This is a genomic window from Ewingella americana (assembly GCF_006438725.1).
Lineage (GTDB): Bacteria > Pseudomonadota > Gammaproteobacteria > Enterobacterales > Enterobacteriaceae > Ewingella > Ewingella americana_A.
Window position 1 is genome coordinate 349,929 of the sequence record NZ_RCZD01000001.1, and the last position, 13,791, is coordinate 363,719.

Sequence of the window (13,791 nt, forward strand, 5' to 3'; positions counted from 1 at the left end):
TGACATGAGCCAGCTGGCGGACAGTTTTGATTTTCTCCACCATTCACCGCTGATGAAAAAATTCAGTTTTCAGGCCTATCTGGTGGCAGGCTTTACCCCGATCACCACCGACAGCCCGCTGGATTACTTCATTAACCGGCCCAACGGTATGAAGGGTTATATCCTCAATCTGACCTTATCCGGTCAGGGGGACATCACCTCAGGCAATGACCACCGGGCTTGTCATCCCGGCGACCTGCTGCTGTTTCCGCCGGGCATCCCTCACTATTATGGCCGGGCAGCGCACAGCGACAGCTGGGATCATCTGTGGGTCTATTTTCGCCCGCGCTCTTACTGGATAGACTGGCTGAACTGGCAAACCAGCGGGTGCGCCATCGGTCAGTTATCGCTACCGTCACAGGGAAAAATGGAGGAAGTGATGACGCTGTTCAAGGACATCCTGACCCACAGTGACAGCGGCGGCCAGCTATCAGAAGCACTGGCGATGAATGCGCTGGAAAAGCTGATCCTGCACTGCCAGCAACTTTTGCCTCTCCACAACAACCCAAAGCGCGATCGACGCATCAGCCAGGTGTGCCTGTACCTCAATGAACATCTGGACCGCGACATTAAAATTGATGAGCTGGCACAGCGGGTATTTCTCTCCCCGTCGCGTCTGGCACATCTGTTTAAGCAGGAGCTGAATACCACCATCCTGTGCTGGCGCGAAGAGCAACGTATCAACCGGGCAAAAACGTTGTTGCAGGTCAGCCAGCAGCCCATCGCCAAAATCGCTCAAACCGTCGGCTATGAAGATCAGCTCTATTTCTCACGTATTTTCCGTAAGCACCTGTCCGTCAGCCCGACGCAGTACCGGCGTAATTTCGAGGAGCGGGACGCATCGCGTGACCCGGAAAGCGCGCCATAACGGATGACTCTTCACCTTCTGTTATAGCTTTTATTCATCTTATTGTTACTGTTATACATGCCCTTCGCTGTGCTTAAATTCACGCCTCGCAAAAACCCAACGTGGCATGACCTTTCTTCGAGAATTCACCTGCAAATCTCATCGCGCACCTTCTGCTGCCTGCGCCTATGCTGAAAGAGCCATTCCACAAAAACAGAGGTTATTATGTTTGGTCTGGATGCACTCGAACTGGCCCGGATCCAGTTTGCTTTCACCGTCTCGTTTCACATCATTTTTCCCGCCATCACTATCGGACTGGCCAGTTTTCTGGCGGTGCTGGAAGGCATGTGGCTAAAAACCAAAAAAGAGGAATACCGCGACCTGTACCATTTTTGGTCGAAAATCTTTGCCGTCAACTTTGGGATGGGCGTGGTGTCAGGGCTGGTCATGGCCTACCAGTTCGGCACCAACTGGAGTTTCTTCTCCTCGTTTGCGGGCAGCATCACCGGCCCGCTGCTGACGTATGAAGTCTTAACCGCCTTCTTCCTCGAAGCCGGTTTTCTGGGGGTCATGCTGTTTGGCTGGAACCGCGTCGGCCCCGGCCTGCACTTCTTCGCCACCTGCATGGTGGCCCTCGGCACACTGATGTCCACCTTCTGGATCTTAGCCTCCAACAGTTGGATGCAAACACCGCAAGGTTTTGAAATCGTCAATAATCAAGTGGTGCCGGTGGACTGGCTGAAAGTCATTTTCAATCCCTCCTTCCCCTACCGTTTGCTGCACATGACCACGGCGGCGTTCCTCTCTTCGGCTTTCTTTGTCGGCGCATCCGCTGCATGGCATCTGCTGAAGGGCCGCGATACTCCAGCCATGCGCACCATGTTATCGATGGCGATGTGGATGGCGCTGATCGTCGCACCGATTCAGGCGGGTATCGGTGATGCACACGGTCTGAATACCCTGAAGTATCAACCCGCAAAAATTGCCGCTATCGAAGGTCACTGGGAGAACAAAAACAGTGAACCGTCACCGCTGGTGCTGATTGGCTACCCGGACATGAATCGTGAACAGACGCGCTACGCGCTGGAAATTCCGTGGCTCGGCAGCCTGATCCTGACCCACAGCCTGGACCAGCAAATTCCTGCGCTGAAGTCTTTTGCTAAAGAGGACCGGCCGAACTCCACCATCATTTTCTTCACCTTCCGCATCATGGTCGGGCTGGGTCTGCTGATGATCCTGGCGGGTGTCTGGAGCCTGTGGCTGCGCTATCGCGGCACCTTGTACCGTTCGCGCGCCTTCCTGCATTTTATCTTCTGGATGGGGCCATCAGGTTTACTGGCGCTGCTGGCAGGCTGGTTCACCACGGAAATTGGCCGGCAACCCTGGGTGGTGTATGGCCTGCTGCGCACCAAAGACGCGGTGTCCGGGCACGGTGAGATACAGATGAGCATCAGCCTGCTGCTGTTTATTCTGATTTACTGCTCGGTGTTTGGCGTCGGCTATCTGTACATGATGCGTCTGATCCGTAAAGGGCCGGTGGCACATGAAGGGCTTGAAACCAATCACGGCGGACCGGGGCAACATCGCACACCGTCACGTCCGCTTTCTGCGGCGCAGGAATCGCTGAATGATGCTGATAAAGGGGCTGACAATGAACGTTGATCTTCCGCTGATCTGGTTTTTAATCATCGTCTTTGGCGTGATGATGTACGTGGTGATGGACGGCTTCGACTTAGGCATCGGCATTCTGTTTCCGCTGGTCAAAGCCGAGCATGAGCGCGACGTGATGATGAACACCGTGGCCCCGGTATGGGACGGCAACGAAACCTGGCTGGTGCTGGGGGGCGCGGCGCTGTTCGGTGCTTTCCCGCTGGCCTATGCCGTGATCCTTGATGCGCTGGCGATCCCGTTGACGCTGATGCTGTTTGGGCTGATTTTTCGCGGCGTGGCCTTTGAATTCCGCTTCAAAGCCAGCGCCGAAAAGCGTCACGTCTGGGACAAAGCCTTTATCTGGGGATCATTGTTTGCCACCTTCAGTCAGGGGGTCGTGCTCGGGGCGTTGATTAACGGTATTCCGGTGGTTGACCGTGCCTATGCGGGCGGTGCGCTGGACTGGCTGTCGCCGTTCACGTTGTTCTGTGGCGTCGGGCTGGTGGTGGCGTATGCCCTGCTCGGTTGTACCTGGCTCATCATGAAAACCGAAGGGCCGTTACAGGAAAATATGCAGGGCCGGGTGAAACCGCTGCTGCTGGCCTTCATCGCCGTCATAGCGGCCATCAGCCTGTGGACGCCAATGACACACCCTGAGATTGCCGATCGCTGGTTTACTATGCCGAATATTCTGTGGTTCCTGCCGGTGCCCGTCCTGGTGTTTCTGGTGTCGCTGTGGATGCTGCGAACGGTGAATAAAAAGTCGCACCACGCACCGTTTCTGTTGACGCTGGCCCTCATTTTCCTCGGCTATAGCGGGCTTGGGATCAGCATCTGGCCGAATATTATTCCGCCATCCATCACACTGTGGGAAGCCGCAGCACCGCCACAAAGCCTGAGCTTTATGCTGGTGGGTGCGGTCATCATCATCCCAATCATTCTGGTCTATACCTTCTGGAGCTACTACGTGTTCCGTGGAAAAGTGACCCATGATCAGGGCTATCATTGAGGAGGTAGTAATGAAAAAACTCATCAAAGAGATGGATGTTCAGACCGTGATCCCCCAGCCATGGTGGAAACGCGTAGGCTGGCTGGCCATCATCTGGGGCGGCAGCGTACTGGCGCTGTTCCTGGTGGCGTCGGTGTTCCGGTTGTTAATGACGGCGGCGGGCATGAGGAGTCATTAGGGTGGCTTAAGGTCGTGGGCGCTGGCCCACACCGGGGTAAGGGGATTGAAACCAATCCCCTTACCCATCCCGCGTTTTATTCACTCCGTTGCTGCGCGAATTGGAATGGACCTGTTTCAGATGCAGCAGAGATCACCGCAAAATGTCGCCGCTTAGGCGGTGCCTTCGCTGCGGGTGCGAGCCATTTTTGAATGCGGTTTACTGGCTTTGTAAGTCAAAAGAAAGGGCGATTTTACTTCACAATATTATTAAGCAAATCATCTAAGCGATCGTCGTCGATGCCCGCAGGCTCAAGATGCGCGGTGACGTCGGCGGCACTGAACAGCAGGCTGACCGCCACTTCAGCGGCATCGCCGATATCATGCCCGATATCCACCGACAGATGCCCGTCAACTTCCACATGAAACTCCACGAATACGCGGTCGCCGCCGTTACGGGTGCGGATATCATGCACACCGCTGACCCCGGGCACGCCGAGCACGGCGGCTTTAATACGTTTGCGATCATCAATGTCCAGTTCGCGGTCCAGCAGTTGCTTAAGCGCATCACCCGCCATGCCGCGTGCGTTCCAAATCATATAGAAGGAAATCAGCAGTGCGCCGATGGAGTCAGAACGCGTCCAGCCAAGATGACGTTCCAGTATCAACGCCACCAGCACCGCGATGTTAACCGCGACGTCAGTAATGTAATGCGCGCGGTCAGCGGCAATGGCCGTTGACCCGGTACGTTTCACCACATAGGTTTGCATCAGCACCAGACAGACCGCCGCACAGCAACTGCCGATGATCACCCAAATACCCAGGCCGAGCTGTGCCAGCGGCTGCGGATTGATAATGCGGCTGATAGATTCCCCGCCCAGCACCAGACCGGCAGCACCCAGTAACAGCGCCTGCACAAAGGCGGCCACGGCTTCGGCTTTCCCATGCCCGTAACGGTGGCCTTTATCGGCCGGGCGGCCGGCATAACGCACACCAATCAGCGTCACCATCGAAGCCAGCACATCGACCAAACCGTCAGCCGCTGAGGTCAGCATGGCGATCGATCCGGTGGCCCCCCAGGCCCAGACCTTAATGAACACCAGCACCAGCGCCACGCACACCGAAATCAGCGAGGCAACACGCGTCAGCCCTTTATACGGAATAGTGCGGCTCATGGGGCAGTCCACGAAATAACATCAGTTTGAGAATTTTTCACGCGGGGTTCCTGATACAAAATTTGGCTTGATTGAAAATAACAAGCTATTGGCCAAAATCGGCGGCGAGATTATATCGGTATTTCAGTTTTTCAGAACATACCTATAGTGTGGATCTTCGTGCTCACGCTGCGCTAACTTGACGCTTATTTACTTGCTTTTACATCAATACGATCTAGGGTAAAACGAGAATAATGAGATTTCTCGTTCAGGCATCATGCCGATAACCAGATGAGTATTATGACCACTAATAAAAATGACGCCACCCACCACGACGAAGCATCGTCAAACGACACACTAACCGAACTCGATTCCAGCCAGATAACATCCGGGGAAGGACACCGTTCTTCGGCGTTCAACGACGCAGACAAGTCAACGCGATCCTCTAAAAAAGAGCAAGAGGAGCGCTCGCAGGATGACGAGAACAAAGAGGGGCAGGAAGACGGCGAAAAGCGCAAAGGCCCCGGTAAAAAGCCGCTGATTATCCTGGGCCTGGTGGTGATTATCATGGCCATTGTGGCGCTGGTCTGGTGGCTGATGACCAAAGATCAGATCAGCACCGACGACGCCTTTACCGACGGTGACGCTGTCACCATTGCGCCAAAAATCTCCGGTTATGTCACGAATCTGGCGGTAAAAGATAACCAATTGGTCAAACAAGGCCAACTGCTGGTGCAGATTGATCCGCGCGATGCCACCGCCCAGCGAGACCAGGCGCAGGCCCAACTGGGCGTTGCGGTTTCACAGCTGCATCAGGCGCAGGTGCAGTATGACCTGTCGAAAGTGCAATATCCGGCGCAACTGGCGCAGGCACAGGCGCAACAGGCGAGGGCTGAGGCCAGTTTGCTGAACGCCACGGCGGATTTCCGTCGTCAGCACGGCGTTGACCCACGTGCGACCTCACAACAGAACATTGACAGCGCCAGCGCACAACTGCGTTCGGCGAAAGCCGATCTGGAAAATGCCAAAGCGCAGGTGCGGGTTGCCGCGCAGGTCGGGTTACAAATCCGTCAGGCCGAAACCAACGTCGAAGCACGTCAGCAACAAGTTGAACAGGCAAAAGCCCAGTTGGAAACCGCCACACTGAATCTCTCCTATGCCGATGTTCGTGCTCCCTACGATGGCTACGTGACGATGCGTAATGTGCAACTGGGTACGCTGGTGCAGGCTGGCTCTTCGCTGTTCTCCATCGTTTCACCACATATCTGGATCGCCGCCAACTTCAAAGAGTCACAACTCGAACGTATGCGTCCGGGCAACAAAGTCCTGGTGAAGATTGATGCTTATCCAAACATCGAACTGCACGGCCACGTCGACAGCGTGCAGCAAGGCACCGGCTCACGCTTCTCGGCCTTCCCGGCGGAAAATGCCACGGGCAACTATGTGAAGATTGTTCAGCGCGTGCCGGTGAAAATTGTTATCGACAGCGGTCTGGACCCTAAACAGCCGTTACCACTGGGGCTTTCTGTTGATCCGACGGTTACTGTCGAATGAATGAAGATCGCAGCAGTTGGAAACCCGCCAGCAATCCCTGGGCGGTGGCTGCGGTAGTGACTATCGCGGTGTTCATGGAAATTCTGGACACCACGATCGTTAACGTAGCACTGCCGCACGTCGCCGGTTCCCTCTCCTCGAGTTACGATGAGTCCACCTGGGTGCTGACCTCATATCTGGTGGCCAACGGCATCGTTTTGCCGATCTCCGCCTTTCTCAGCCGGGTGCTTGGCCGTAAGAACTATTTCCTGATTTGTATCGCGATGTTCACCGTTTGCTCGTTCCTGTGCGGCATCGCCACCGAACTGTGGCAGATGATTCTGTTTCGTATTTTGCAGGGCTTCTTCGGCGGGGGGTTACAGCCAGTGCAGCAATCGGTGCTGCTGGATTATTTCAAACCAAAAGATCGCGGCAAGGCCTTTGGTCTGTCATCCATTGCCATTATCGTCGCACCGGTGATCGGGCCGACGTTGGGCGGTTACATCACCGACAACGTCAGTTGGCGCTGGATCTTCTTTATCAATATTCCGGTGGGTATTATCGCCCTGCTGGCGATTTACCAGTTACTGGAGGACCCGCCGTGGGAGCGTAAAGCCAAAGTCAAACTGAGCGTCGATTACATCGGTATTGGACTGATTGCATTGGGCCTCGGCTGTTTACAGGTGATGATGGACCGTGGCGAAGATGAAAACTGGTTCAACTCGGCCTTTATCGTCACCTTTGCCCTGCTGGCCATCACCGGGATTGTCGGCGCGATTTACTGGCTGCTGTATGCCAAAAAACCCGTAGTGGATATTCGCTGCCTGAAAGACCGTAACTTTGCGGTTGCAGGCCTGCTGATGGCGGGTATGGCGATGATTCTTTACGGCAGTTCGGTGGTGATCCCTCAGTTGGCGCAGCAGCAACTCGGTTATACCGCCACGCTCTCCGGGCTGGTGATGTCGCCGGGGGCGATTCTGATCGTGCTGTCGATCCCGCTGGTGCTCAAACTGATGCCCATCGTGCAAACGCGCCTTATCATCGCCTTCGGCTTCTTCTTGCTGGCCGCGTCGTTTATCTACTCTGGCAGCCTGACACCCAATGTCGATTTTGCAACGCTGGTGATGTATCGCAGTGCCCAGTCACTGGGCCTTGGCTTCCTGTTTGTACCACTGACCACCATCGCCTTTGTGACCATTCCGCAGCGTCTGAATGCCGATGCCGCCGCGCTGTTCACCATGTTCCGTAACGTCGCCGGGTCGATTGGTATTTCGCTCTCAACCGCCGGGGTTACCGAGCGAACCCAGGCGCATAGCGCCCATATGGTGCACAACATGACACCGCTCAACGATCGGTTCAATCAGGCCGTCAGCCATAGTGCCGCCGCTATCCGCGATTACGCCCACATTGTGGGTGACCCGATGCAAATCGCCACGGTGCGAATGTATCAGGAGATGATTTCACAATCGCGCATTCTGGCTTACATCGACGTATTCAGTTACTGCGCCATCGTCGCGGTGATTTTGATCCCCTTCTGTCTGCTGCTTTCGCCGGTTAAGAGCGAAGGCAATGCCGGAGCACACTGATAAAAATGAAAACGCTGACATTTACCCTTTCCGCACTGGCCCTGGCATTGACCGGTTGTTCGGTCGGCCCGGATTACCAGCAGCCGAACGCCAAAACGCCTGCAGCGTATAACGACATGAACCGCCCGCAGGTGCAGGACGGTGCGTCTATCGCCCTGCCCTCTGAGCCGAATCCGGTATGGTGGAAAGCCTTTAAAGATCCGCAACTCGACAGCCTGATTGACCGCGCAATTGCCGACAATATCTCGCTGCAACAGGCGGTGCTGCGTATTGCCGGTGCCCGTGAGCAGGTCACTCAGGCGCGTGGCGCATGGATGCCGTCGGTTCAGGGCAACGTCAAAGCCACCCGCCAACAACTTGGCCTAAAGGGGGAACTGGAATCTTCCGGGGTTGAAGGCCAGGCGGTCAATCTCAGCCCGGAAGTCTCCCATGCGATTGACGCCGCCACCGCTCCGGTGAATTTATATCAGGGCAGTTTTGACGCCAGCTGGGAGCTGGACCTGTTTGGCGGCACACGCCGTCAGGTCGAAGCCGCTAATGCACAGCAGCAGTCGTCCATCGAGCAGCGCAACGATGCGCTGGTCTCATTGCAGGCCGAAGTGGCCCGTGCCTATCTGCAACTGCGTGGGGCGCAGAGCATCACCGCCGCTATTCAAACGCAAATTGACGTCGCAGAGCAGACCTTGGCGCTGACCCAAAGCCAGCAAAAAAACGGTCTGGCACCACAAATGGACGTAGAAAACGCCCGCGCTCAGTTGGGTTCACTGCGCGCCCAGTTGCCACAGTATCAGGCGCAGGAGCGTCAGGCGATGAACGGGCTGGCCGTGTTGCTCGGTCAGGCTCCCGGTACGCTCGATGGCGAACTGACGGCGGTGAAACCGATACCCGCCCTGCCTGCTGCGGTCCCGGTCGGGGTGCCGTCCCAGTTGGCGCGACGCCGCCCGGACGTGCGCAAGGCAGAAGCCGATCTCCATGCCGCAACGGCCAATATTGGCGTGTCCGTGGCGCAGCTGTTCCCGAGTATTTCACTTACCGGCCAGTTTGGGATGCGTAACACTGACGCCAGCTATCTCGATAAATGGAGCAGTAATTTCTACTCGTTCGGCCCGTCGGTGACCCTGCCTATCTTCCAGGGCGGACGGCTGGTCTCCAGCGTGCATCTCTCCCGCGCACAGCAAGCCAATGCCGCGCTCAATTACCGCCAGACGGTGCTGACCGCCCTGCAGGATGTGGATAACGCGCTGGTCAATTACCGTACCGATCAGGATCGCGTTACCGGGCTGGACCAAACCACCGAGGCGTTACAAACCACCTTTGAACTGGCGAGCAACAGCTATAGCCAAGGTCTGTCGTCATTTATCAACGTGTTGGATGCGCAGCGCCAACTGGCGCAGGCCAAACAGCAGTCGGCCGAAGCCAAAGTGCAAACCAGTACCGATCTGGTTTCACTGTATAAAGCCCTTGGCGGCGGCTGGGAACCCTACCAGAATGTGAAACTGCCAACTTATACCGTGTTCGGCCCGGCAGAAACGTCAGATGTCCACGTGCAAACTACGACCAAGGAGTAACTCCCCATGAACGCCATTGCAAAAGAAGATAAAAAACCCAGTTGTGATTCCGTGGTCAACAGCGTGGCTTACCGGGATGGGAAGCGTTTGCAGGACGTGACCACCGAGGACATCAGCGAAGTACTGAAAGAGCCTGGGACTTTCGTCTGGCTGGGACTATGGCAGCCGGAAGACAGCCTGATGCGCACCATCCAGGAAGAGTTCGGCCTGCACGATTTGGCGATTGAAGATGCACTCACCGCCCATCAGCGCCCGAAAATCGAGCAGTATGGCGACTCGCTGTTCATCGTCATTCACACCGCGCAATTGGTGGATGACAAAATCGAATACGGCGAAACCCATCTGTTTGTTGGTAAAAATTTCCTGGTCACCGTCCGTCATGGCGCATCGTCGAGCTATAAACATATCCGCGCCCATGCCGAAGAGTGCCCGGCCATGTTAGCCAAAGGCCCGGCGTACGCGCTGTACTGTGTGCTCGATCTGGTGGTGGATAACTATCTGGCGATTGTCACCGAGTACACCAAACAGTTTGATCATATCGAACAGAAGATGTTCAAGGCAGATTTTGACCAGGATGCCGTACAGGAAGTGTATAAATTGCGCCGCCAGTTATTGTCACTGCGCAACGCCGCCGTTCCTGCCGAAGATATCTGTAACCAACTCAGCCACCACTACGAGGATCTGATCCCGAAAAGCCTGCGGGCATATATCCGCGACGTACAAGACCACGCCCATCAGGTGATCACCGTCACCGATGACATGCGTGAAATGCTGGCCAACGCCATGCACGTCAACCTGGCTTTGGTGTCCGTACATCAGAACGAAGTCGTCCAGCGCCTTGCCGGTTGGGGGGCAATCCTGGCCATTCCCACCGTGGTATTTAGCCTCTACGGCATGAACTTTAAGAACATGCCGGAGCTGAATGACGTATGGGGATACCCGGTTACCGTGGGTGTGACGGTGGTGGGGTGCGTGTTGTTGTATTGGAAGTTGAAGAAATCCGGGTGGTTATGAGTGTTTTTCAGCTTTTAGAAAGCTGAGGTAAATTTTTAAATTCAAATCCAAATTCAAATTCAAGGTCGTGGGCGCCGGCCCACACCGGGTTAAGGGCCGTAAACGCGGCCCTTAACAATCCTGCGTTTTTTTAACTGCGCGCTATCGCTGAATCGGGATGGCCGTGTTCCAGTCACCGCGGTTATCGCCGCAAAATACCGCCGCGTTGCGGTCCCCTCCGTTCGGGTTCGGACCAACTCACGATAAACCCGTTCGTCGTTTCTCACCGCTCCTCCGGCGGCATTTTTGAATGCGGCCTACACATTTTTAAAAACAAACACAGTCTGGATTTTGAATTTAGAAAAGCCTCGGCCGCGTTCAAAACGACGTCGAGGGAGAGGCGCAAAACCGCGTGGAAGTTTACGCGGGTTGAAGCCCGAACTGAGAGTACCGCGCAGCGGCGGAGTTTGCGGCTATAACAGAAATACCTGAAACACGGCCATTGTGACCAGCGCAGCTGCTGTTTTTAAAAGAGCCGGAGATTCTTAAGAGGCGCGGCGATAGGCGCCTCTTAAGGCCGGTTTGGGTGGCAACCCAAGGTTTTGACCTTGAATTTTAAAAGCCAGTTTGGGTGGCAACCCAAGGTTTTGACCTTGAATTTTAAAAGCCAGTTTGGGTGGCAACCCAAGGTTTTGAAGTTGAAATTGAAAAGCATTTCCCGGGCTTTGCAAAAGCCCAAAAAGCCCGCCGCGTCAGGCGAAAACCTTACTGTTTTTCGACCGGTTGCTCCAACACCATGGTTTGGGTCTGGCTGAGACTGATGTCCGCCGCGCGCAGGGCTTTGAGGATTTCATACAGTAAATCACTCTTAGTACCGCTCACCACACGCGGACTGGCGACGTAGCCGGTCACGCTGAGCACAATACCCGTCGGGCCGAGCTCTTTGAAACTGACCGACGGTGCCGGTGTGTCGAGAACGGCTTCGTGCAGCTCATAACAGGCCAGCAGCAGCGAGCGCACCTGCTCGGGGTCGATGTCCAGCGGGAAGGTCAGTGTGATGGTGGCAACACCCTGCGCATTCCCCATCGTGGCATTACGCACGTTCTGCGAAATAAACTGCGAGTTCGGTACAATCACCGTTGAGCGGTCGCTGAGCTGAATTTCAGTGGCGCGCACGTTGATGCGACGAATATCCCCCTCCACACCGCTGATCGTCACTAAATCCCCCACTTTCACCGGGCGCTCAGTCAGCAGGATCAAACCCGAGATAAAGTTCTTCACAATCTCCTGCAAACCAAAACCGATACCGACCGACAGCGCACTGACGATCCATGCCAGCCGGTTCCATTCGATACCCAACGTCGACAGCGTAAGCAGGATAATTAACACATAACCGACGTTGCTAAACAGCGTCACCAGCGACGCACGCATTCCCCGGTCCATCATGGTTTTTGGCAGGAAATCTTTGTCCAGCCAACGCTTGGCCGAACGCAGCACGTACCAGCCCACCGCCAAAAACAGGAAAGCATTCACCGCGTGCGCGGGAATGATATTCATGCTTTCCAGACCCTTGCCACCCCAGATATCCACCACTTTGCTGAGTAATTCCAGCGGCGTTGTGGTGCCGAACGTTCCGTTGAGCAAAGCCAGGGCAGCAAACAGGACCAACAGGGTTTTACCCACCGCCGCGAACAGGGTGGCCGCCAGCGACAGGTGGCGTTCATTCAGGCTGAGGGTGCTTTTGAGCAATTTCCCGCTGTAGGTGGTCGGTGAGAAAAAGCTCTCACTGAAATCCACCACCAGGTGAATCAGCAAATAGAGGCAGGTCAGTACCAGCCCAACCCACACCAGTTCATAGGTCAGGAACCGCGCCAGCGGGATATACCCCACCAGCAGGGCGAGAATAATCACCACCGCGGTCACACTGATGGCCATGTGAATCAGCCCGGCCAGCATCGAGCGGGCTTCCGGCTGCTCGCCGCGCGCCAGCAGACGGCGGCGAACACGATTGACCCGCATCGGCGCAATCAGGCAGTTCACCGCCACCAGCAGGGCCGACATGCCGTTACCGAAGAGAGTCACTGCCACGCTGGAGTCAATCAGGCCGTTGAGCACTTCTACAATGCCGAAAATAAAGATAAAGGCGGCCAGCGTGATCGGGAATGACGCCAGTGTCTTCGCGATAGGATCCGCCAGCCCAGGAAGACGCCATGACGGGTGGCGATTTGACAGCAGTGCGGAGCCAAGACCGGCGATCAGCGCCGAAAATACCGCCAGCACAGTGATGGAATTAGCCAACTCCATCAGCAACGATGAGGTGTCCGGCAGACGCACAAAAAACTGGCAGAACAGCGTGGCACTCAGCCACTGCGACACCACGATGATCAGCGTGGCGATACTCGCCAGCAGGCTGCGGCGTAAGCGCCCTCCAGGAAGCCAACGCGGCAGCATCCAGCCCAGAGGACGGTCAAGCGCCCGGCGGCCAAAAACACCAATGGCCAACGCCAGTAACAGATAAATCGCTGATCCGACCCGCCATTCCGGTTGCCACGCCTGGTGCCAGGCATCTTTAACCTGCGCCCCAAAATCATCAAAACGGGCCACGTCGTTATCCTGCGGCGAAAACAGTGGCGTCCAGAAACTAATGCCGAGAATACTGCCAGAGTTAAGGGCAATCTGGGTTTTCAGCGTTTCACGGCGCAGCCCCCTGATTTGTGCCGACAGATTCTGCGCGCTGGTGCGGATAGCACTGGCCTGATCAATTTGTGCATCCAGCAGCGTTTTACTGGCATTGAGTTTATTTCGCTGGCGGATAACTTCCGGGGTTTCAGGCAAAGCCCCGGCTGCCGGGGCGGGGCCAAGGACATCGAGCTGCGCCTGAACTTGTGCGCGCTGCGGGCCGAGAGCCGTCAGCAGTTTTTCTGCGTCGTCGTAAAGCTTCAGCGCGTCGTCATTGAGCGCATTGAGTTTCTTCTCGGTTTTCGCGGTGGCAACTTGCTGTTTAGTGGTATCGAGCCGTTTTTGCAACGCGGTGAGCGCCGCAGGTGCATTGATTTTTACCGGATCGACTGGCTCGCCGTTGGCAGCGGGAGCGGGCGACGCGGCATCCGTCGCAGCCATCGCCGTCACAGGCCCTGTCATTAACGACAACAACAGTGCCCACATCACGGGCATTTTCAAGAAAGTATGCATAAAGGAATGTATCCGCAACCCGGGGAATTATTATTTTTCAGTATGATAAGAATAGCGGTTAATG

General features: G+C 55.7%; 10 protein-coding genes. 8 read left to right on the plus strand and 2 right to left on the minus strand.

The genetic code is table 11. The features are described 5' to 3' along the window. The first annotated feature begins 4 nt into the window (after window positions 1-4). From araC to EAH77_RS01525, 4 genes are all read left to right on the plus strand, one after another. Entirely contained in the window at window positions 5-907 is a 903-nt protein-coding gene (araC, locus tag EAH77_RS01510; protein ID WP_140470036.1) for an arabinose operon transcriptional regulator AraC, read from the plus strand. Between the two features lie 204 nt (window positions 908-1,111). After that, window positions 1,112-2,548 carry a cytochrome ubiquinol oxidase subunit I gene (locus tag EAH77_RS01515; protein WP_140470037.1) on the plus strand — a complete coding sequence of 479 codons (1,437 nt, stop codon included), beginning with the start codon at window positions 1,112-1,114 and terminating at the stop codon, window positions 2,546-2,548. Beyond that, window positions 2,538-3,545, plus strand: coding sequence for a cytochrome d ubiquinol oxidase subunit II (cydB, locus tag EAH77_RS01520; RefSeq protein ID WP_140470038.1), 1,008 nt, complete (start codon window positions 2,538-2,540; stop codon window positions 3,543-3,545). Before EAH77_RS01515 ends, cydB begins: the two co-directional genes overlap by 11 nt. A 31-nt stretch (window positions 3,546-3,576) precedes the next feature. After that, window positions 3,577-3,723 carry a DUF2474 domain-containing protein gene (locus tag EAH77_RS01525; protein ID WP_140470345.1) on the plus strand — a complete coding sequence of 49 codons (147 nt, stop codon included), beginning with the start codon at window positions 3,577-3,579 and terminating at the stop codon, window positions 3,721-3,723. A gap of 232 nt (window positions 3,724-3,955) precedes the next feature. Here the strand turns inward: EAH77_RS01525 and EAH77_RS01530 are convergent, their stop codons facing one another. Continuing rightward, the gene (locus EAH77_RS01530; RefSeq protein WP_140470039.1) at window positions 3,956-4,876 is read right to left on the minus strand and encodes a cation diffusion facilitator family transporter; all 921 of its coding nucleotides are present in this window, start codon (window positions 4,874-4,876) and stop codon (window positions 3,956-3,958) included. Between the two features lie 279 nt (window positions 4,877-5,155). Between EAH77_RS01530 and EAH77_RS01535 the strand changes: the two genes are divergently transcribed. The 4 genes from EAH77_RS01535 to corA are packed head-to-tail and all read left to right on the plus strand — an operon-like array spanning window position 5,156 to window position 10,556. Continuing rightward, a complete protein-coding gene (locus tag EAH77_RS01535; RefSeq protein WP_194150465.1) occupies window positions 5,156-6,409 on the plus strand; it encodes an HlyD family secretion protein in 1,254 nt (417 codons plus the stop codon). Continuing rightward, window positions 6,406-7,974, plus strand: coding sequence for a DHA2 family efflux MFS transporter permease subunit (locus EAH77_RS01540; RefSeq protein WP_140470041.1), 1,569 nt, complete (start codon window positions 6,406-6,408; stop codon window positions 7,972-7,974). The genes EAH77_RS01535 and EAH77_RS01540 overlap by 4 nt, the downstream gene beginning before the upstream one ends. A 5-nt stretch (window positions 7,975-7,979) precedes the next feature. Further along, a complete protein-coding gene (locus EAH77_RS01545) occupies window positions 7,980-9,542 on the plus strand; it encodes an efflux transporter outer membrane subunit (protein WP_140470042.1) in 1,563 nt (520 codons plus the stop codon). Between the two features lie 6 nt (window positions 9,543-9,548). After that, entirely contained in the window at window positions 9,549-10,556 is a 1,008-nt protein-coding gene (corA, locus tag EAH77_RS01550; RefSeq protein ID WP_140470043.1) for a magnesium/cobalt transporter CorA, read from the plus strand. 744 nt (window positions 10,557-11,300) lie between these two features. On the opposite strand, the gene EAH77_RS01555 is transcribed toward corA, so the two are convergent. Further along, on the minus strand, window positions 11,301-13,727 hold the full coding sequence (locus EAH77_RS01555) for a DUF3772 domain-containing protein (RefSeq protein ID WP_140470044.1): 2,427 nt from the start codon (window positions 13,725-13,727) through the stop codon (window positions 11,301-11,303). Window positions 13,728-13,791 lie beyond the last annotated feature (64 nt).

Excerpts from the sequence above, each read along its gene's own strand:
- araC (WP_140470036.1), top strand. The coding sequence starts at position 5 with ATGAGCCAGCTGGCGGACAGTTTTGATTTTCTCCACCATTCACCGCTG.
- EAH77_RS01515 (WP_140470037.1), top strand. The coding sequence starts at position 1,112 with ATGTTTGGTCTGGATGCACTCGAACTGGCCCGGATCCAGTTTGCTTTC.
- cydB (WP_140470038.1), top strand. The coding sequence starts at position 2,538 with ATGAACGTTGATCTTCCGCTGATCTGGTTTTTAATCATCGTCTTTGGC.
- EAH77_RS01525 (WP_140470345.1), top strand. The coding sequence starts at position 3,577 with ATGGATGTTCAGACCGTGATCCCCCAGCCATGGTGGAAACGCGTAGGC.
- EAH77_RS01530 (WP_140470039.1), bottom strand. The coding sequence starts at position 4,876 with ATGAGCCGCACTATTCCGTATAAAGGGCTGACGCGTGTTGCCTCGCTG.
- EAH77_RS01535 (WP_194150465.1), top strand. The coding sequence starts at position 5,156 with ATGACCACTAATAAAAATGACGCCACCCACCACGACGAAGCATCGTCA.
- EAH77_RS01540 (WP_140470041.1), top strand. The coding sequence starts at position 6,406 with ATGAATGAAGATCGCAGCAGTTGGAAACCCGCCAGCAATCCCTGGGCG.
- EAH77_RS01545 (WP_140470042.1), top strand. The coding sequence starts at position 7,980 with ATGAAAACGCTGACATTTACCCTTTCCGCACTGGCCCTGGCATTGACC.
- corA (WP_140470043.1), top strand. The coding sequence starts at position 9,549 with ATGAACGCCATTGCAAAAGAAGATAAAAAACCCAGTTGTGATTCCGTG.
- EAH77_RS01555 (WP_140470044.1), bottom strand. The coding sequence starts at position 13,727 with ATGCATACTTTCTTGAAAATGCCCGTGATGTGGGCACTGTTGTTGTCG.